Source organism: Paenibacillus sp. PastM-3 (genome assembly GCF_029893965.1).
Classification (GTDB): domain Bacteria; phylum Bacillota; class Bacilli; order Paenibacillales; family Paenibacillaceae; genus Paenibacillus_AQ.
On sequence record NZ_JARXXP010000002.1, the window covers coordinates 500,034 to 519,932 of the forward strand.

Here is a 19,899-nt window from a genome sequence, read left to right on the forward strand (position 1 = left end):
TTATACATATGCGCTCATAGACTATAATAAGCTAATAACTGTGTTACAATATGTACGTACAACTTTTACACAGGCAGTACATTCCGTTCTGAACTACCATGAAAGAAGTGAGTCCGATGAAGACAAAATACCAGATTATTTTTGATGATATAAAAAGCAATATTCTATCAGGAGCCTACAGTGTGGGGGAGCAGATTCCTACAGAGCTGGCCTTGCAGGAGACTTATAATGTCAGCCGGCAGACGGTGCGCAAGGCGATTCTGGAGCTGTCCAATGAGGGTTTTTTACGCAGCGAAAAGGGTTCCGGCACCTATGTCAGCAGCCAGTTCCGCTCCAAAGCGGCAGGCGGCTCCAGCAAGCGGACGATCGGGGTTATTACCACTTACATCTCGGATTACATCTTTCCGTCCATTATCCGCGGGATTGAGGGGCGGCTGAATGAGGATAATTATTCGCTGCTGCTGGCAAGCACCAACAATGATGTGGCCCAGGAGAAAAAGGCGCTAGAGATGATGCTGTCCTTCGGGGTCGATGGCTTGATTGTGGAGCCGACCAAGAGTAACCTGTACAACCCCAACATCGCCTACTACCTGTCCTTCAAGGAGCAGGACGTGCCGTTCATTATGATCAACGCGTATTATGAGGAGCTGGAGGTGCCGTTCTTTTGCCTCGATGATGTGCAGTCCAGTTATCTTGCGACCAAGGAGCTGATCTCCAAGGGCCATACCCAGATCGGCATCATTGCCAAGATGGATGACCTGCAGGGCAAATACCGGATGAAGGGATATATTAAGGCGCTCGGCGAAGCCAAACTGCGCTTCCACCCGGAGCAGGTGCTGTCCTTCGATACCGAAACGAAGCAGGAGCTGTCCACTAGCCTCAAGACATTCCTGAGCGAAAATAGGGACATGCTGACAGCCATCGTCTGCTACAACGACGAAGTCGGGCTTGAGGCAGTAAATGTATGCCGCCAGCTGGACATCTCCGTCCCGGAGGACCTGTCGATCATCGGCCAGGACAATTCCTACATTGCCAAGAACGCGAGCATCAAGCTGACCACCCTGACCCACCCGCAGGAGCAGATGGGCCGCGACGCCGCTGAATGGGTAATCAAGAAGCTGCAGGGCAAGAAGGATTTGCGGAACAGCACCTACTATCAGCCGGTACTGGTTACGGGGGAGACGGTGCGGGAGCTGGAATCCTGACCCTATTACTGTATGCACCGATGATTTTTCCCCGCCCGGATCGTCTAACCTTATGAACCACTCAAATCGATCCGAATCCCAAGGAGGAACCACAATGACAGTCAAGCTTACCCCTTATATCACGTTGGAGGGACGTACGCAGGAAGCTATCCGGTTTTATGAACAAGCGCTCGGTGCTGAGGTTATCCACGTAACGACTTACGGCGAGATGCCGGATATGCCCAGTACGTTTACGGAGGATCTGAAAGCCCTTGTCGCGCATGCCAAATTAAAAATCGGTGAAGCGGAGCTAATGTTTTCCGATTCGCCCAGCGGTTCGTCGCCGGGGGAAGGGAAGCGGGTAACGATCTGCATTACGACGAACGACGTAGAACAATCGAGGCGGATATTTGAAGTCCTGCAGCAAGAAGGCCAGGTCAATTTACCCTTTCAAGAGGAAGCGTTCAGCCCGGGGTTTGGCGATGTGACAGATAAATTCGGGGTCACTTTTCAGGTGTTTACAGAGTTGCCGTACAATTGATTGGATTAGAGTCGTCGGTAACGGGCGGCTCTTTGTTACTTTCAATTTATAATTCTTCAATTTTCAACTAATCCCCAATCGCATATAATGAAAGAACAACCTTTCGGAATCTCGGTTTGGGGGGACAAAATGAAAGATACGGCATTTGACGTCCAGACGTTCGAAGACCTGAAGCCGCAGTTAACATCGTTCTGCTACCGCATGCTTGGGTCCGCTGATGACGCGGACGATGCTGTTCAGGAAACCTATATTAGGGCCTGGGAGAACTGGAGCTCGTTCCGGCACGAATCTTCAATGAAAACATGGATTTACCGTATCGCTTCGAATCTGTGCCTGGACAAGCTGAGGCGTGCCAAACGCCGCATGCTTCCCGTTGATTTCTCCGACCCGGCGGCCCAGATTATGGAACCGCGCGAGACGCTGCCCGATTCATCATGGATTTGGCCTACGCCTGATTTTGCGGAAACTCCCGAGGAGCAAATCGTTCGTAAAGATACGCTGCGGATTTGTTTTATTGCACTCTTGCAGACGCTGCCTCCGCGTCAACGGGCGGCGCTTATCCTGAAGGATGTATTCGAATGGTCTGCAAAAGAGATCGCGGAAACATTAGGCATTTCGCCGGCGGCCGTGAACAGCGCTTTACAGAGAGCCAGAGAGACGATGAGCCGGGCAGAGCTCCGGTCCGATGAGCTCAGCTCCATGGAGGTTCACCCGGATCGCGAGCTGCTCTCGCGGTATATCGTTGCCTTTGAACAATTCGATATCCAGGCACTGGTCGCCTTGTTCCATGAGGAAGGCAGCATGTCGATGCCCCCTTTTGCGATGTGGATTCATGGCAGGGACGACTTATCCCGATTTTTTTCGATTACGCGCCCGCATTGCGAAGGATCCAAATTTATACCGGTTACGGTCAACGGCGGTTATCCCGCCTTGGCGCAGTATATGCCGAGCCAGGAACCTGGGGTTCTGGTCCCTTGGGGCATTCATGTTCTCGAGGTCAAGGAGCACTGCATTCTCCATGTCCAAAACTTTATCAGCACCCCTTTATTTGCCCGATTCGGCCTGCCGGAGCGGATGTACCGATGAATTTTGAAGCTCGCTTTCGTCTATATAGGTAAGAAGCAAATTTCAACCATTACGAAAGAGGTGTCCTTCGATCATGGAGACGAACAACAAGGCAAAAGTAACCGTACAGGCTGTCATTCAAGCGCCGGTAGAGAAAGTATGGACGTATTGGACCGAGCCGGTTCATATCACGAAGTGGAATCAGGCTTCAGAGGATTGGCATGCGCCAAAAGCGGAGAACGATTTGCGGATCGGCGGTACATTTGTCACAAGGATGGAAGCGAAAGACGGGAGCATGGGCTTCGATTTTGGCGGGACTTACGATGTGGTAAAGCAGCACGAGGCGATCGGTTATACGATGGGGGATGGGAGACGCGTCGATATTGCTTTCGTAGACAAAGGCAGCGAAACCGAGGTTATCGAAACGTTCGATCTGGAAAGCACCCACTCTGCCGAGATGCAGCAGGCCGGCTGGCAGGCGATTTTGGACCATTTCAAAGCATATACCGAACAATCAGCATGAGGACTAAAGGCGCCAGGGCGGCGCCTTTTTTATTTGTTGAAATCCACTTGCAGCCGGTCTCCTTGTACCCGGAAGTTCTGATTCGCTGCTTCAATGCCTCATGGTTGGGTCCTGTACAGGCTACCGCCAAGCGCTGATCCGCTCGGATTTGCGGATAAACAGCGATGCCAGGGATTTTACTCTCGCCTCGAGCAGTTTCGTACGGCCCTCGGGAGTCCGGGTATACACAAGTATGGCCGGGCCGATATGCTTTCTCCAAAGCGCGGCAAAACGCTCGGCGTGCTCCTTGCGGCGTCCGATCTCCTCCGGAATGGCGTGATAATCATGGGATCGGCCGAACCAGCGCCGCGATGTACGATAAATCAGGTAACGGGGATTATCAATCGGATCGAGCAGCTGCTGCATGGCGTTCAGGAACACCGTTTTTTCATGCGTGCTCCCGTCTCTCAGCCAGCATACGATCATACCCTTATCCTCCTGGGTTCCGATTAGGTGAATGCTCGGAGCGGACTGGATCAGCTTCATTTCATACAAAACCGTGTATACGGCTAATCCGGCTTCGCGGATGCTTCGTTCCAGCGACTGGTGTTTGAGCGTCATGGTTGCGGCCTTAAAGATCCAGGGACTGGCACAGACGGATGCCAGGACGGCAGCGATGCTCATTTTGAACCATCCCGGCGCATCCGAATGAAGGAGCTGGGGCGATGAAATAGCTTCAACAAAGAATTGCAGAGCCAGCGCAGCCGCAAACGTAAGCACCGCCTTGATCGTATAGGGATACACCACCGGTCTGGGAACGCTCTCCCGGTCCGTCCTCAGCTCCTCGGTCATTGAGCCGTTAAGGGCGATCGCCGAGGCCCACTGCTCCTTGAGCAAATGCCGCTCTCTGGCTCTTTCCAAGGTTTGAGCATTGTATAGCTCAATATCTCTGTCCGATAACTGTCTTTGCGTTAGTCCTACACGGTCCATGCCGGATTCTATCGTTTCATTCGTAATCGACAAGCCCACCAAAGACCGGAAACGTCTGGCAAGGGAGGCCATATCCTCGCCGCCGTCCGCAAGCCCCGTATCGACACAGGCCAAATGCCAGATCGCGCCGGTCTTGTCCGGATTGCCGCGCTGCGCGCGGATAGCCCGCCCCCGCATCTGATTGGACAGCATAAAGGAGCCTACATAGGAAGCCATAATCATGGAGTTGATCCCGGGCGCATCCCAGCCTTCGCCCAGCAGCGCCGCCGTACCGACAAGGACACGGATACCGCCCTCGGTAAAAAGCGCCGTCACCCATTCGACGATGGACGAACGATTCGAGTCGCGCACTTCAATCGACACGTACCTGGAATCATGAGGAAGAGGCCGCTCGGTGAGCGTTATTCCGCGTTGACCGGCCGTCTCCCGCACCCGGTCCGCTGCTGCGGCAGGCAGGATTACGAGCGAGCCGGTCAGAACGCCGATGGGCAGCTCGCGCGCGTCCGTTTCCTTACCTTTAAGCCGCCTGCGGATGCTCTCAAAAATCGGCACCACCCCGAGACGCTGCAGCGGCCGTTCATCTCCCGCATGCTCCGGCAGGTCTTCCTTCCGGATGTAATCGGTCAGGATGACCATGCGCAGCCCGCTGCCGAGCACCGACCGTTCAAAATCGAGAATATGTCCAATTTGCTTCAGCTTCGATACGCTGTGGACGAGCATCCTGGACAGCGTCGGCGTAGACCGCAAATACAGCCTCCGCCGCTCAATCATGCCAAGCTGGCTTAGCCGCCTGTGAAGCTCCTTCAGCTCCGGCCGGCCTGAATCCACGGCTTCATCTTTAAATAAAACTCCGTTCAACAGCTCCTCAAGCCACTCGTCGCTCAGGTCAGGCGCATCGCCCTCCTTCAGCCCGAGCAGCTTGACGGCTTCGCTCCATACCGGCTGCTGAGCCGCCTTCAAGTAGATGACCATGCTGGAGTAATACTCCGGAGAAGACAAAATGTCTTCCATATGGGCTTCCGCATCCGTGATCCAGGGATGGCCGGCGATCAGCTCCGTCAAAAAGCGGTCGCGGATGAGCTCGTCTCTCAGGCGTGCAGCCTGCGCGCGAAACTCGCGAATCCGGTCCGCTTCCTTCCCCTCGGGAGAGGTCAGCATAATGTAATCCTGATGCGGACACAGCTCTCCATGGCGGACCAGCTCCGGCACGCTGATCTCCTCATCGATCGGTCCGCACAGCTCGATATACCGCTGCCACTCATGCGGGTTCACATCATAGGGCGGCGTTGCCGTCAGCGCAAGTTTGATCGGCTGCTCGAGCATATCGCACAACCGGACGGCGCTTCTCCACCAGGACACGCGTAAGTGATGGGCTTCGTCAAAAATGACGGTGCGGAACCCCAGCTTGTTCAGCTTTTCAATCGTCTCTGCCGCCTCTGACGGCTGGTCGGGACCCTCTTCCATCCCGGCTTTCTCCGCCCCCTCTTCCATCCCGGCATCATCCGCATCTTCCGGCAGCTCCTGCTCGTCATTCTCGTTCCCGGAGGCGCCCAGAACGGCATGTACAGCCTGATAAGTTGTAATCGTGACCATGGCCGGACGATGGATGGAAGTCGACAGCCAATCCGGGCGCCGGTCTGTATCCAGAAACAGCTCCGTGAAACGGCTTGCCCACTGCTCCTTGATCGTCAGGTTCGGCGCCAAAATGATCGTCGGCCGGTTGATGCGAAGCATGACCTCCAGACCGAGGACCGTTTTGCCCGATCCGGGCGGGGCGACAAGGTGCAGGCGCCGGCTCTCTATGTGCTCCTCCAGCCGGTCCAGTATCCGCTTCTGATAGGAACGCCATGGATAACGAAATTGGATATACTCAGGAAAAGTCATGGGGTAATTCTGCATGGATGTCTCCTCTCTATCCCTCATGTCATCTTTTAGTGCGTTTCTTATCTTTTTAAACAAACATACGCGCTAATGAATACGCCGGACCTTAACATGACATAAACCTGTCGGTATGGTCCCTAATACACTTTCCATATGTTAGACACAAACAGGCGGAAAGGTTGAAGGATTTTCCAATTATTTATGGAAAGATAGGAGTACCTGAAATCGAATACAGCGCACCTGTAATTAGGGGTAGTGTTGGGAAGCCATTTCGTGGACTATGCGGGCGGCCATCCGTTTTGGGAAATGATTAGGGAAAAGAGGAAATGAAGCTGATGACAACCATTCGGTTAGGCGATACCCGGTTAACAGGAGCGGATGGCGTGCGTGCCATTGCCTGCCTGTCCGTCATCCTGCATCATGTGTCACAACGTCTGGCGATGCCCGCTCCAAGCCCTTGGCTTCAAGAAGTACAGTCGGTTCTCTTGCTTGGGAACAGCGGAGTAAGTTTGTTTTTCGTATTAAGCGGATTTTTGTTATCGCTTCCATTCTGGAGCGCTTACCTGGACAGTGAGGCATACCCGAGCATCCGAACGTATACGATGCGCCGCGCGGCAAGAATTATGCCCGGCTTTTATGTTGCGTTCCTGGTGTGTCTGTGGCTCGAATGGAGGCTGGGCAGCGAAATGGGGTTCTTATGGCGGCGGATCATAACGGGCTTCACGTTTACGTCGGGTTTCCACTATACAACGTTTTTTCCGTCCGAATGGAATGGGCCCTTCTGGTCGATCAGCTTCGAGGTATTTTGCTACCTGCTTATGCCGTTGTTTATGGCTGTATTGTTTCGGCTCGGCCAGCGGCGTTCGTTCGGCAAGGCGGTCTTGTTCTGGCTCACTGCAATCGGATTGGTGTTTGTCGTCAACTCGCTCATACATCATTGGTTTACACCAGGCGAGAGCGGCCGGGGCTGGGAATATGGTCAAATAGGCGGTGCAAAATACTGGATGCCGAATTATAATCCGGTCGGATTCTTCGGCCACTTTGCTATCGGCATTCTGGCGGCGGGAGTGACAGCCGCGACCATGCAGCGCGGCGCCGCAATCGAGCGGTTGCGCAAGCTCGGGCTGTTCGACGCAGTTGCGGCAGCCGCTTTGGCGCTTGCCGGCCTGCTGATCTGGCGAATGCGCCATCAGGGCGAATTCGATTTCAGCTTCCAGCAGCAGCCGTACTACTTCCCGGCATATGCCATCCTATTTGGAATCGTGCTGATGTCCGCACCGTTCAGCGTGCTATTGGGGCGCTGGTTAGATAACCGCTTGTTCCGTTTTACCGCGAAAATGTCATTTGGTCTGTATATCTGGCACTATCTGTTCATTACCTTAATCGAAAAGTACGGCATGAAGGATTACCACTATTCCGGGGTCACGGACGTGTGGCGATGGCTCGGCATCAGTGTATCCGTCATCTTCCTCTCCTATGCGGCCGCGACGTTCTCTTATTATGTCATAGAGCAGCCATTCATTAACAGGTCGAAGGGCAAACCGTTCTTTCGGCGCAAGCGGAGAGATACGCCCCCGATTGAAGCTGCATAAGGTATCGAACATACAGCAAGATGATCAAACCCGGTTCTCAAGGAGAGAGCCGGGTTTGTTTTTACTTATACAGCCAAATCCCCGCCACCGTCATGACCCCCGGCAGGCTGTCCTCATCCACCGCTGCATTGTTGTCGTACCAGCCGCCCAAGGCCAGGTTGAGGATCAGATAAAACGGCTGGTCGAACGGCATGCCCGGCTCAAGCCGGCGCTCGGCGAAGCAGTGGCCGTCCACCAGCCAGCGGATGGATTCGGCGCTCCACTCCAGGGCATAATCACGGAACTGGTTGATCGTGCCGTCTGCAAGCTCGTGGGTAAATTCCTCGACCACCTTGCTGTCCAGATTCTTACCGTAGTGCAGCGTTCCGGCAATCTGCCGGGGCAGGCGGCCCTTGGCCTCCAGAATGTCCAGCTCACCGGACGCCGGCCACGGTCCGTAGGCATAATCTTGCGGCATCAGCCAGATCGCCGGCCACAGGCCCTGCCCCACAGGCAGCTTGGCGCGGATAACTAATTTTCCGTAGCAGAAGGAGAAATGATTCCTTGTATCAAGGCGGGCTGAGGTGTAGCCAAAGCTCCGCCCGTCCTGCTCTATTTTTTCACGGCATGCCCGCAGGTTTAGCCCTTGCCCGTCAAAGTAGAGGTTATCAGCACGGCCTGTATAAAACTGCTGCTCATTATTGCCCCAGCCCGGATAAACGGGCTTATCATTCAGGTCAAGCAGATCATTGCCTGTCCGGATGTTCCAGAGGCTGAGATCGCCCCCGCCATTTACAAAATCCTGCTCCCACACCAGCTTGCTCATCGTTTGGCACACTCCTCTCATGTAAACACAGCATACTGCATTTCGGAACACGGATATCGGAATCCAAAAAATTGGGATGGCGGCAAAAACAGTGGCCTTTTTTTCCTGTGCCTTTTTTCTTACGATGAAAAGGAAGGGAGGGACAAAAGACATGTTTCGATTCCGGGGGGAACAAATGAAAGCGTTTTTTAGACAATGGCAGCTGCAAAGCATGGTTATTCCGGGCATTGTCTGGATGATTATTTTTTGTTATCTTCCGATGTTCTGGCTCGTTATCGCCTTTATGGATTACAGTATCGCGAAGCCCATGCTCGAGTCACCGTTTGTCGGGCTGAAGCACTTTGAGGCCTTCGTGAGCGATGACCGGTTCTGGCGTTCGATCCGCAATACGCTGGGGATGAGCAGTATCAAGCTGATTCTAGGCTTTCCAATTCCGATTCTGTTCGCGCTGCTGCTTAATGAAATCCGCAGCCTGCGCTTCAAGCGTACGGTGCAGACTATATCGTACCTGCCGCATTTTATCGCGTGGACGATCTTCGGCGGGATTGCGCTCAACTGGCTGGGCGAAGGCGGGGTGATCAATCAGCTGATGATGGCAATCGGGCTGCAGGACCGTGAAATTCTGTTTAACAGTGATGCCAAATATTTCTGGTGGATTACCTTTTTTACCGATACGCTGAAGGAAACGGGCTGGAGTGCCATTATCTACATTGCAGCTATCTCGGGCATTGATCCCGGACTATATGAAGCTGCAGAGCTTGATGGTGCAGGGCGCTGGCAGCGGATGTGGCATATTACCGTGCAGAGCATCCGTCCGACGATTGCCATCCTGTTCATTCTCGCGGTGAGCGGTATCCTGGGCAGTAATTTTGAACAGATTTTTATGCTGAAGAACAATATGAACATGAAAATGGCGGAAAGCCTCGATCTGTACATTTACAACATGGGGCTTGTGTCAGGACGGCATTCCTTCTCCACAGCGGTGCTGTTTGCCCGTTCCATCGTGGCGCTGGGGCTGCTGTTCATGGCGAATCAGACATCCAAAAAACTGACCGGGGACAGTATCTTCTAGAAAGGGGGCAGACCGGTGAAAGGACGCACAGGCTTTAGGAGCATCGGTGTATTTGAAGTCTGCAACACCCTGCTGATGCTGGGAGTATGCTTTCTCACGCTGTACCCGATGTGGTTCGTGCTGATTAACTCGCTTAACGCGCCGGAGCAGGCGCTGCTGGGCACCGTCAACTGGTTCCCGGAGCAGCTGTCGCTGGCCAGCTACAGTGTTGTTTTTAATGATAAAACGATGATGAACGGGTTCCTGATCACCACCCTGCGCACCATAATCGGCTCAGCAGCACATGTGCTGTTCACCGCCATTATTGCCTATGGCCTGAGCAAGACGACGCTGATCGGACGCAAGGTGTACATGAAGATAGCCCTGGTGACCATGCTTTTTTCAGGCGGACTCATTCCTACGTTTATTCTGATGACGAAGCTGGGGCTTTATGATAACTTCTGGGTGTTCGTCATTCCCGGCATGTACAGCTTTTTCAATATGGTGATCTTTATGAGCTTCTTCCGCACCATTCCTGATAGTCTGGAGGAGTCGGCCAAGGTGGACGGGGCATCGGACTATGGTGTGCTGTTCCGGATTGTACTGCCCAACAGTATGGCTGTAATCGCTACCATCTCGCTGTTCTCGGCCGTCTATCACTGGAATGACTATTATCAGGGCGTTATTTATATCCGTTCGCAGGATATTTTGCCGCTGCAGACGATCCTGTACAAAATTATCGCCGAAAACTCCATGTCGTTCATGCAGCAGCAGGCGATGGCCCAGTTCGGGGCAAGGCTGCCCGGCAACTCGATCAAGTTCGCCTCCATGATGGTGGCCACATTGCCGATTCTGCTGTTCTACCCCTTCATTCAGCGTTATCTGGTCAAAGGGGTTATGATCGGCGCAATAAAGGGATAACCAAACCGAAAGGATGATCTTCTAATGAAGCATAAATCCGTTAAAAGAAGTCTGACCCTGCTGCTGACCGCGATGCTCTCGCTGTCCCTGGCCGCCTGCAGCGGCAATTCCGCCAATAATGAAAGCGCGCCGACGGCGGCACCTCCGGCTGACGCTACTGCTGCACCGCAGGAGGAAGCCAAGCTGAATCCCGACGAGCCGGCCTGGAAGCTGGACACAAGCCCGATTGACCTGACCTGGTTCGTCGGGGCCAACTGGTACGCCCATTCCTGGGGGGAGAGCCTGACCTCGAAATACGTTACAGAGAAAACCGGCGTCAACGTCAAGCTTGAAGTGCCTTCCGGCGAAGCGAATGAGCATATCACCCTGATGATGACCTCCGGCCAGCTGCCTGACCTCATCTCCATGGGCTCCTGGGAAACCGCTGTCAAAAAGCTTTGGGAAGGCGATCACGTCTTCGCCCTGAATGAGCTGGCCGACCAGTATGATCCTTACTTCTACAAAGTAGCCGGCGACGGTACCCTGAAATGGTACCGCCAGGAGAACGGTAACACCTATGGGATTCCCAATGACTCCTACAGCCCGAACCTGATGCATGAGACCGGCATGACGGCGGCCAATCAGACCTTCCTGGTGCGGAAGGACCTGTATGAGGAAATGGGCAGTCCTGACCTCAGCACACCGGAAGGCTTCCTGGGCGCATTACAGCTGCTGAAGGATAAGTACCCTGAATATAAGGGCCAGCCGATGAGCCCGTTTTTTGCCCAGGGGAATGTGCCTTACGGGATGACTGAATATCTGCAGAATCTGCTCGCTGTTCCGCATGAAAAAGACGGCAAGGTGTATGACCGCGTAACCGATCCCGAATACCTCACCTGGCTGAAAACCTTCCGCACCGCTTACGAGCGCGGTCTGATCAATGTGGACTTCCTGGTGGATTCCGATACGCAGGTGGAGGAGAAAACAAACAACGCCCGTTATTTCATGATGATCCGTGAATGGACCGGCATGACTGCCGTGAATCCGCTGCTGGCTGCAAGCGCCAACCCGGATTCCTACTACATCGCTGTAGACGGCCCGCAGAACAGCAAAGGCGACAGCGCCAAGCTGTTCCCCGGCAACATGGACGGCTGGATGGTCACGATGATCAGCAAATCGACCAAAAACCCGGAACGGGCGATCCGCTTCCTGACCTATCTCGCCAGCGAGGAAGGGCAGCAGGATCTGTTCCTCGGCAAGGAAGGCGAAACGTGGGAGACCGTGGACGGCAAACCTCAGCTGAAGGCGGATATGGTTAACCTGATTGCAAGTGATATCGAAACACTGGAGAAGCAATATGGCGTGCTGGATACGTACTGGATGATGCGTAACCCGGTTATTGTGAACCAGTGGAGACCTGAGAAGGCGCCGGTAATCAAGCAGATGGAGGACTTTGCAAATAGCCAGGCTGATATTGACAGCGGCATTTATAAGGGCCTTGACCCTCTGGGCGATTCCGAGGTTGCGGTAGCCTGGTCGCGGATTTCGCAGAACTGGGAGGAAGTGCTGCCGGAGCTGATTACGGCCAAGGATGAGGCTGCTTTTGACAAAGTATTTGCAAGCTTCCTTGAGCGCCGTGACGAATACGGCTTCCAGCAGGTGGTGGAATTCCGCCAGGCTGAGCTGGATGCGCGGAAGACCAAAATGGCGAACTAGCTTATGGAGATGCCGGCTGCCCGGGGGCGGCCGGTATTGCCTGCTTATACAGAGTCCTTTGCAGCGCCTGTTGTAGAGTCTCTTATGAGTAGATGCATTTTGCTGATTACCTGCCTGTATTTTTGTAATACATGGTATATTACAAATATAGGGAGGTATGGGAATGAAGGCCGTACAGACAACCATTAAGAAGCTTTACCGCAATTCACGAATCTCGCAGAAGCTGTTTCTGGCCTTCAGCCTGATGATTGCGATACCGGCCATTGTTATATCCTTTCTGTTCATCCGTACGCAGGAAGCCCAGCTGTATAAGGATGCCATGGCCGAGGGCAACAGTCATGTGTCCCGTCTGGAGGGACAGCTGCGCAGCCGGCTGACCATGCTTGAGAACGCTTCCTCAACCGCACTGACGCAGAAAGGCTTCGTGGATTTTATCCACTCTGACATGCAGGCTGACGGTCTGCAGCTGGTAAAATTCCGGCAGAACCAGTATGAGCAGATGCATAATATCATCCAAAGCTACGATCTGGTCAGCCAGCTCAGCTTCTATGTTGACAACCCCGGCCTGCACGAAATATGGCCGGAGATTTACCGCTATGACCGGTTCTGGCCGCAGGATTACTGGATGACGCTGCGCGAGGAGAACGGGGCGGCTTTCCGCTTATTTTCCCTGCAGGAGGGCGAACACACTTTATCCTACTATAGACTGGTCCGGCTTCAGGGCAAGCAGAATGAACGGCCGACCATTATGGAGATCCGGGCCCGGCATAGCGCGATTTTCAGCGATTTACTGGAGGAGAGGGACGGCAGCTTTTTCTCCGTCGTTATGGACGGAAGCCAGCCTTCCCGCAGCGTATATAATGCCGCACATGCGTCAGCTCTCGTGGCAGACGGGCAGCTGGACGATATTCTGACCCGCGTCCACAGCCGGCTGGATGTGCTGCAGCATGATGAGCCCGTTCAGATCACTTCCGGCGATCAGACCTACTATGCCTTGTACCGGTACATCGCACCGCTGAACGCCTATATCGTCGACATCACCTCCCATCAGGAGCTGATGAAGGGGCCGCGGAACTGGTATTTTCTTGTGGTGGCTATTACGCTATGCGTCCTGCTGATGATGATGGTGATGATCTCCTATATGACCCGGCGGATCTTCCGCCGGCTGGAGATGGTGCTGGCCTCCATGCGTAAGGTGCGTCAGGGACAGCTGGATGCCAAGATTTATACCGGACTTAGCGATAGTGATTCCGGTGATGAAATTGATTATGTCGCTGTCAGCTATAACAGCATGCTGGACGAAATCCAGCGGCTGATGACCCAGGTGGTGGATAAGCAGCTGATCGCCAAAAATGCACAGCTCCATTCGCTGCATTCACAGATCAACTCCCACTTTCTGTACAACGCGCTGGAATCGATCCGGATGCGGGCGGAGGTAGAGCGGCAGCCGGCCATCGCCGGAGCGCTGGTATCGCTGGGCTCTCTGCTGCGCTACAGCATGCAGTGGCGCGGGGATACTGTCAGCCTCGGCGATGAGCTGTCCAACATTCACAGTTATATCCGCTTCATTAACTTTATGGAGGGCACAAGCTTTGAGCTTCGGGCCGACCTTCTGCCCGAGGTATTGCGCTACCCCATTCCCAAAATGTGCATGCAGCCCGTTGTCGAGAACGCCGTGCATCATGCGGCGCCGCCGGGAGGGAGCGTAGCGATCGAAATGAACGTAAGCGTGGAGAACAGCTTCATGCTGCTGATTGAGATTCGTGACAACGGCACCGGCATTGATCCGCAGACGCTCAGCCGCCTGCAGGAGGAGATGGCCGATGAGTCCGACCGGCCGATTGTCGCCAGCCGCAACGGGCTGGGCCTGGCAAATGTGCATAAACGGCTGCAGCTGCATTACGGCAAAGGCAGCGGGCTTTCGATTGAGAGTGTACAGGGTGCTTACACCAGTGTCACCATACGTTTGCCTTGGGAGCAAGTCAATCTGGGAGGATGGTAGAAGTTGATGAACCTGCTGATTGTAGACGACCAGAAGCATATCCGCGACGGGCTGCAGGCAATGGTGAGCCAGTTCCCGCAGCAGCCGGACAGTATCTATAGCGCCGCTAACGGTATTGAAGCCTTGCAGCTGCTCCGCCGGCACAGCATCCAGCTTGTCATTACTGACATCCGCATGCCCGATATGGACGGCCTTGAGCTGATGGCAAGGACCCGGGAGGAGCAGCTGACCGTCGATTACCTGATTATCAGCGGCTACGGCGATTTTGCTTATGCCCAGAAGGCAATCGGCCTGGGAGCAAAGGGTTATCTGCTCAAGCCTGTGAACCGCGAGGACCTGCAGGCCTCGGTGGAGCATGTGTGGCAGGAGATCATGACCCGGCAGGCAATGTCCCGCGACATGGAGCAGCTGTCCCGGATGGCCCGGGAGGCGGACCGCAAGGAGCTGAGCCTGTACATGCAGGGCTCGGCCTACGACGAGGCGTGGACTTTCGGGACGGAGCAGCAGCACCCGGAGCTGTGGGCCAGCTACCGGCTGTGCCTGCTGAGCGAGGAGCGGCGGATTAACCAGCCGGGCGCGAGCAGCGCCCACAGCATGGAGTCGCTTGCCTACAGCGTGTACGGCAGCGAAGGCTGCCTCTGCTTGCAGCGCCGCCCGCATCTGATTCTGGCGGTAGACGCCGCCGCAGATACGGGTAAGCTGCCTGAGGCGCTCAAAGCTGCGCAGATCGCGGCGACAGCGGCCATAACCGGGCCGCAGCAGGGCTTAAAGGCGCTGCCCGCTGCCTACGCTGAGGTGCAGGAGCTATACAGGCACAGCTATCTGTTTCCTGAGCTGCGCTGCATCCTGCCGGAGAAAACCGCAGGGCTCATGCAGCAGTGGCAGCTCCCCCATGAGGAGCTGTACGCCCTGTTCCGCTTCATCGGAGCGGATAGCGGCAGCCGGATCGCCGAAGGCATCTCTATGCTTTTTCATAAAAATGTACTGCAGCGCTATCACATCAGTTATACGGAACGGCTGTGCCGGGCAGTGGTGCAGATGCTGGAGGAGTACGAGTGGGTGATCCGCCCCTACATGGGCGAGGATGCGCTGGATATCGATCCGCTGCGCAATCTCTATGATCATCCCGGCATCCGCGAATATATTCAGGCGCTCCAGCAGCAGATGCTGCGGCTGAGCCAGTTCTATCACGAATTCAAGTGCAGCTACCGCAACTCCCAGGACCTGAACGAGGCGATCCGCTTCATCCACGAGAATTACCACAAGCCGCTGGATCTGGCGATGGTGTCCAACCATGTGTCGCTGAACTATGCCTATTTCTCCAACCTGTTCAAGAAAAACGTCGGCAAGGGCTTCGCTGAATACCTGCGCGATGTCAGGCTGGATAAGGCGCGCCGTCTCCTGGCTGAGACGGAGTACAAGATCGTCGAGATCACGCCGCTGGTCGGCTACGAAAGCTACAAAAGCTTCACCCGCGCCTTCCGCGAGGTCATGGGCATGCAGCCCACGGAATACCGGCAGATGGTGCGGCGCAAGCAGGGGTAGCGGACGCTTTTCACGGAAAAAAGGCCTTACTCCAACGAAACGCTGGACTAAGGCCTTCTTTTTTATACAGACTGGGTCTGCCAATATTGCTTGGCGATCCGCTGTCCTTGATTGATTTTTGCCCATTGCTCGTCTTCTGTCAGTTCATTACCCCCGTCGCAGGAAGCAAATCCGCACTGATGGGAGAGGAACAGCCGGTCTTTATCAATAATCGTCGCTGCTTCATTCAGCAGTCTGACTACGCGCTCTTCATCATCAAGCGTATTCGTCTTGGAGGACAGCAGGCCGAGTACAATCTCAGTTTCCGGGCGATCCTTGAAGACGGCGAGAGCCTCAAGCGAACCCGCGCGCTCATCATCCCACTCCAGGAAAAAGCGGTCATACTTCAGCTGCTTCAGGAACAGGTTGGCAATCTTAACGTACGAGCCCCCGCCCATGTTACGGGAATCATAATTCCCGCGGCAGTTGTGCGTCCACACCTTCAGCCCCAGGCTATGGCCGTAATCAATCACAGTGTTGTTAATATCAATGAATTCAGTAGCAAGCGCCTGTACTTCCTCCTGATTGATATTTTCGCCGGTATACGGGGAGTTCGGGTTATCATCTGCAAAAAGCTCCCACAGGCAGTCGTCGAACTGAATGATTTTGCCGCCTGTTGCCGCAAATTCGCCTACAAATTCCTTATACGCCTTAATGAGGCCGTCCTTCAGTTCTTGTCTATTCTTATATACGGCATCCTTGCCGCCAATATTGTCAGACCAGGACAGCTCTCCAAAAATATGCGACGGTGATGGAACGCACAGCTTCGTTTCTCGGTCACCGGCATGCTCCTGGAATTCCTTGAATATTTTGATAAAATGATGATTCTTCCCGCTCAGCTCGCCTGTAATCCGCAGGCCGATATCTTTGCGTGTCTCGTACTTCGAAGTGCCGTCTGTATCCCGGAAAAAGTACCCGTGATCCGCGATATAACGCTCAACTCCTTCAAAGCCCCACACAAAATCCAGATGCCACATCGATTTCGAATACTCGCCGTCTGTGACTACCGACAGGCCGTGCTCGATTTCCTTCTTCACTACATCCTTAATCGCCGCAGCCTCACAACTCTCATAACCTGCAAAATCCTCATAAAACGGATAGCTGATATCATCCCGGTGCTCAATCTGCGTTTTATATTTTAACAGTTCCGATGGCCGTAACAGGCTGCCTACGATTTGAAATTTATTACACATTATAATTCCTCCTCCGTTATGCTCGCATCAAGTTCTTCGTGCTGTGATTGTAGCATGCGGCTGAGGCCGGGCGATAACACCTAAATGTCATATCTGGTTATAGGGAGGGGCTATAGCTCCCCAAAACCAAAATATTGGGCCTGTATATAAAATCCTGCACCTTTTTCCAGGCCAGCCCATTCGCTAGAATGAAGATGTACTTATTTGTAAGCGGTTTCCAAAAGACCAGACTATTCTAAAGGAGGGCAAGTATGAAACGATTGAATATGGCTGAGCCCCGGTTCTCGCGTAAGGTTTGGAGTCTGTTTCTCGCTTTATTGATGTTATCGGGCATAGGATTGCTACCGGCCTCTAAGGTTCAGGCAGCGGCGACTACGGTAACGTCCATGGCTTATTTCTCGGCGGCAGACGGGCCGGTCATCTCCAAATCGGGTGTAGGACAAGCCAGCTACGGGTTTGTTATGCCAATATTCAATGGCGGTGCTGCAACCTGGAATGATGTCTCCGGCGATGTTGGCGTCAAAGTGAAGAAAAATGGCAACTGGGTAGACATCGACAGCGCAGGCGGCTTCGTCTATAACCAGAACTGGGGGCACTGGAGTGATGGCGGTGCGAACGGCTACTGGTTCACTCTCAGCGCTACTACTGAAATTCAGCTCTACTCCAAAGCCAACAGCAACGTTACGCTGAATTACACATTGGCGTTCCAGAATGTCAACACAGCGACCATAACGTCGATGGCTGCCACACAGGGGCCGGTGCTTACTGCAGGCTTTACTGGCAGTGCGGGCTTTACGTATCCGGTGTTCAACAATGATCCGAATCTCATCTACGCCGCTGTAGCCCAGGATCTGAAGCTGTCCGTCAAGCCGGTCAGCAGCAGCCAGTGGGTTAACATCGACAACAATGCGGCCAGCGGCTGGATCTATGACAGCAACTTCGGCCAGTTCACGGAAGGAGGCGGCGGCTACTGGTTCACAGTAACGGAATCCATTAACGTGAAGCTGGAATCCAAAACCTCCGGGGCCAGCCTGGTCTACACCATTAACTTCAATCAGCCGGTCCGTAACTCGTATGTGCTGTCCGCCTATGACAGTAATACGACTTACACAGCTGACAATAACGGCTCTATCGGCTTCCCGCTCCCGAAAATTGACGGAGGTGCGCCGATCGGCAGCGAGCTGGGCAAGTTCGTCTATCAGATTAAAAAAGCCGGCGTATGGGTCGATCTCAGCAGCTCCGCCCAAAGCGGATTTGTCTATGCGGGTAACGGCTACAATAACATGTCCGCTGCCAACCAATGGGGCTACTGGGCTGACTATATCTACGGCCTGTGGTTCCAGCCCATTCAGGAGAACATGGAAATCCGCATCGGTTATCCGCTGAACGGACAGAGCGGCGGCAATGTCGGCAGCAACTATGTCTATTACAACTTTATCGGCAATCCTAATGCTCCCCGCCCGGATGAATCTGACCAGGAGGATATCGCTATCGGTACGCCAAGCGATCCGGCCATTGCCGGCATGAACCTCATCTGGCAGGACGAATTCAGCGGTACTGCGCTTGATACTAGCAAATGGAATTATGAGACCGGCTATTACATCAGCGACGACGTTAACAGCTGGGGCTGGGGCAACGCCGAACTGCAGCATTATACCAACAGCACGCAGAACGTGTTCGTCTCGGGTGGACAGTTGAATATCCGCGCCCTGAACGACCACCGTTCGTTCCCGCAGGACCCTAACCGGTATGCGGAATATTCCTCCGGCAAAATCAACACCAAAGACAATCTGTCCCTCCAGTACGGCCGGGTAGATATCCGCGCCAAGCTGCCTACCGGTGACGGGATCTGGCCGGCGCTCTGGATGCTGCCTGAGGATGCCGCCTACGGCGCCTGGGCCGCTTCCGGCGAAATCGATATTATGGAAGCCAAAGGACGGCTCCCTGGCACAACCAGCGGCGCGATCCACTTCGGCGGACAGTGGCCGGTGAACCGTTACATCGCCGGCGAATATCACTTCCCGCAAGGGCAGACATTCGCGAACGATTACCATGTCTACACGATGGTATGGGAAGAGGACAACATGAAGTGGTATGTGGATGGCAAGTTTTTCTTCAAAGTAACCCGTGAGCAGTGGTATTCGGTAGCCGCTCCGAACAATCCGAATGCACCGTTCGACCAGCCGTTCTACCTGATCATGAACCTGGCAGTCGGCGGCCATTTTGACGGCGGCCGGGTACCGGCAGCGTCCGATATTCCGGCTACCATGCAAGTGGACTATGTACGCGTGTATAAGGAAGGCACCGGCGGCGGCAATCCGGGTAACCCCGGCAATGTTGCGGTCAGCGGAGTCACAGTGACACCGTCCTCCCCGCAGATCGAAGTCGGGCAGAGCGTTCAGTTAGCTGCTAATGTCGCTCCTGCAAATGCTACTAACAAAGCAGTCAGCTGGTCCGTTTCCAACCCTGCGGTTGCTTCCGTTAACGCCAGCGGCAGCGTAACCGGACTCGCGGCGGGCACCGTCACAGTAACCGCTACAACCGCTGACGGCGGCAAAACGGCCTCCAGCACCATCACCGTCGTAACTCCGCCGCCTGTCACCGTAGTCATCGGCGACAGCGTACGCGGCCTGAAGAAGACCGGCAACAACCTGCAATTCTACGTCAACGGCGCAACCTTCGCCGACCTGCATTACAAAATCAACGGCGGCGGCCAGCTCAATGTAGCCATGACCTCCACCGGCAACGGCAACTTTACCTACCCTGTGCTGAACCTGCAGCAGGGCGACACGGTAGAGTACTTCTTCACCTATAACCCGGGCCAGGGAGCGCTCGATACACCTTGGCAGACTTATGTGCATGGGGTGACGCAGGGGGTGCCGGAGTAAGGTCC

Annotated in this window: 14 protein-coding genes; 11 read left to right on the forward strand and 3 right to left on the reverse strand. The window is 54.4% G+C overall.

What is annotated here, in order from left to right:
• The first annotated feature begins 116 nt into the window (after positions 1-116).
• The 4 genes from M2108_RS05980 to M2108_RS05995 all read left to right on the forward strand — a co-directional run bounded on the left by M2108_RS05980 (position 117) and on the right by M2108_RS05995 (position 3,313).
• Positions 117-1,205: a GntR family transcriptional regulator gene (locus tag M2108_RS05980; RefSeq protein ID WP_277468309.1), complete on the forward strand. Its 1,089-nt coding sequence runs from the start codon at positions 117-119 to the stop codon at positions 1,203-1,205.
• Positions 1,206-1,299: 94 nt separating this feature from the next.
• Positions 1,300-1,725: a VOC family protein gene (locus tag M2108_RS05985; RefSeq protein ID WP_277467928.1), complete on the forward strand. Its 426-nt coding sequence runs from the start codon at positions 1,300-1,302 to the stop codon at positions 1,723-1,725.
• A gap of 129 nt (positions 1,726-1,854) precedes the next feature.
• Complete coding sequence (locus M2108_RS05990; RefSeq protein ID WP_277467927.1) at positions 1,855-2,811, forward strand: sigma-70 family RNA polymerase sigma factor; 957 nt, start codon at positions 1,855-1,857, stop codon at positions 2,809-2,811.
• Between the two features lie 73 nt (positions 2,812-2,884).
• Complete coding sequence (locus M2108_RS05995) at positions 2,885-3,313, forward strand: SRPBCC family protein (RefSeq protein ID WP_277467926.1); 429 nt, start codon at positions 2,885-2,887, stop codon at positions 3,311-3,313.
• A 120-nt stretch (positions 3,314-3,433) separates the two neighbouring features.
• Here M2108_RS05995 and M2108_RS06000 read toward each other — a convergent pair whose 3' ends face one another.
• The gene (locus M2108_RS06000; protein ID WP_277506110.1) at positions 3,434-6,181 is read right to left on the reverse strand and encodes a DEAD/DEAH box helicase family protein; all 2,748 of its coding nucleotides are present in this window, start codon (positions 6,179-6,181) and stop codon (positions 3,434-3,436) included.
• A gap of 317 nt (positions 6,182-6,498) precedes the next feature.
• On the opposite strand from M2108_RS06000, the gene M2108_RS06005 reads away from it, so the two are divergent.
• Positions 6,499-7,755 (forward strand): acyltransferase family protein, encoded by a 1,257-nt coding sequence (locus M2108_RS06005; RefSeq protein ID WP_277467924.1) that lies wholly within the window; start codon positions 6,499-6,501, stop codon positions 7,753-7,755.
• A 61-nt stretch (positions 7,756-7,816) separates the two neighbouring features.
• Here M2108_RS06005 and M2108_RS06010 read toward each other — a convergent pair whose 3' ends face one another.
• Positions 7,817-8,560 (reverse strand): glycoside hydrolase family 16 protein, encoded by a 744-nt coding sequence (locus M2108_RS06010; protein ID WP_277467923.1) that lies wholly within the window; start codon positions 8,558-8,560, stop codon positions 7,817-7,819.
• 175 nt (positions 8,561-8,735) lie between these two features.
• Here M2108_RS06010 and M2108_RS06015 point away from each other — a divergent pair, with 175 nt between their 5' ends.
• The 5 genes from M2108_RS06015 to M2108_RS06035 all read left to right on the forward strand — a co-directional run bounded on the left by M2108_RS06015 (position 8,736) and on the right by M2108_RS06035 (position 15,774).
• A complete protein-coding gene (locus tag M2108_RS06015) occupies positions 8,736-9,632 on the forward strand; it encodes an ABC transporter permease (protein WP_277467922.1) in 897 nt (298 codons plus the stop codon).
• Between the two features lie 15 nt (positions 9,633-9,647).
• Complete coding sequence (locus tag M2108_RS06020; RefSeq protein WP_277467921.1) at positions 9,648-10,532, forward strand: carbohydrate ABC transporter permease; 885 nt, start codon at positions 9,648-9,650, stop codon at positions 10,530-10,532.
• Between the two features lie 24 nt (positions 10,533-10,556).
• Positions 10,557-12,227, forward strand: a complete 1,671-nt coding sequence (locus M2108_RS06025; RefSeq protein WP_277467920.1) for an extracellular solute-binding protein — start codon at positions 10,557-10,559, stop codon at positions 12,225-12,227.
• Positions 12,228-12,390: 163 nt separating this feature from the next.
• A complete protein-coding gene (locus M2108_RS06030; protein ID WP_277467919.1) occupies positions 12,391-14,229 on the forward strand; it encodes a sensor histidine kinase in 1,839 nt (612 codons plus the stop codon).
• 6 nt (positions 14,230-14,235) lie between these two features.
• Complete coding sequence (locus tag M2108_RS06035) at positions 14,236-15,774, forward strand: response regulator (protein ID WP_277467918.1); 1,539 nt, start codon at positions 14,236-14,238, stop codon at positions 15,772-15,774.
• 62 nt (positions 15,775-15,836) lie between these two features.
• Here M2108_RS06035 and M2108_RS06040 read toward each other — a convergent pair whose 3' ends face one another.
• Positions 15,837-17,006 carry a cobalamin-independent methionine synthase II family protein gene (locus M2108_RS06040; RefSeq protein ID WP_277467917.1) on the reverse strand — a complete coding sequence of 390 codons (1,170 nt, stop codon included), beginning with the start codon at positions 17,004-17,006 and terminating at the stop codon, positions 15,837-15,839.
• A gap of 251 nt (positions 17,007-17,257) precedes the next feature.
• Here M2108_RS06040 and M2108_RS06045 point away from each other — a divergent pair, with 251 nt between their 5' ends.
• Positions 17,258-19,894 carry a family 16 glycosylhydrolase gene (locus M2108_RS06045; protein WP_277467916.1) on the forward strand — a complete coding sequence of 879 codons (2,637 nt, stop codon included), beginning with the start codon at positions 17,258-17,260 and terminating at the stop codon, positions 19,892-19,894.
• Positions 19,895-19,899: the final 5 nt, after the last annotated feature.

Bases quoted from the DNA above. Each gene is read 5' to 3' on its own strand.
- M2108_RS06035 (WP_277467918.1), top strand. From the start codon at position 14,236: ATGAACCTGCTGATTGTAGACGACCAGAAGCATATCCGCGACGGGCTG.
- M2108_RS05995 (WP_277467926.1), top strand. From the start codon at position 2,885: ATGGAGACGAACAACAAGGCAAAAGTAACCGTACAGGCTGTCATTCAA.
- M2108_RS06040 (WP_277467917.1), bottom strand. From the start codon at position 17,006: ATGTGTAATAAATTTCAAATCGTAGGCAGCCTGTTACGGCCATCGGAA.
- M2108_RS06015 (WP_277467922.1), top strand. From the start codon at position 8,736: ATGAAAGCGTTTTTTAGACAATGGCAGCTGCAAAGCATGGTTATTCCG.
- M2108_RS06000 (WP_277506110.1), bottom strand. From the start codon at position 6,181: ATGCAGAATTACCCCATGACTTTTCCTGAGTATATCCAATTTCGTTAT.
- M2108_RS05985 (WP_277467928.1), top strand. From the start codon at position 1,300: ATGACAGTCAAGCTTACCCCTTATATCACGTTGGAGGGACGTACGCAG.
- M2108_RS05980 (WP_277468309.1), top strand. From the start codon at position 117: ATGAAGACAAAATACCAGATTATTTTTGATGATATAAAAAGCAATATT.
- M2108_RS06025 (WP_277467920.1), top strand. From the start codon at position 10,557: ATGAAGCATAAATCCGTTAAAAGAAGTCTGACCCTGCTGCTGACCGCG.
- M2108_RS05990 (WP_277467927.1), top strand. From the start codon at position 1,855: ATGAAAGATACGGCATTTGACGTCCAGACGTTCGAAGACCTGAAGCCG.
- M2108_RS06010 (WP_277467923.1), bottom strand. From the start codon at position 8,560: ATGAGCAAGCTGGTGTGGGAGCAGGATTTTGTAAATGGCGGGGGCGAT.
- M2108_RS06045 (WP_277467916.1), top strand. From the start codon at position 17,258: ATGAAACGATTGAATATGGCTGAGCCCCGGTTCTCGCGTAAGGTTTGG.
- M2108_RS06030 (WP_277467919.1), top strand. From the start codon at position 12,391: ATGAAGGCCGTACAGACAACCATTAAGAAGCTTTACCGCAATTCACGA.
- M2108_RS06005 (WP_277467924.1), top strand. From the start codon at position 6,499: ATGACAACCATTCGGTTAGGCGATACCCGGTTAACAGGAGCGGATGGC.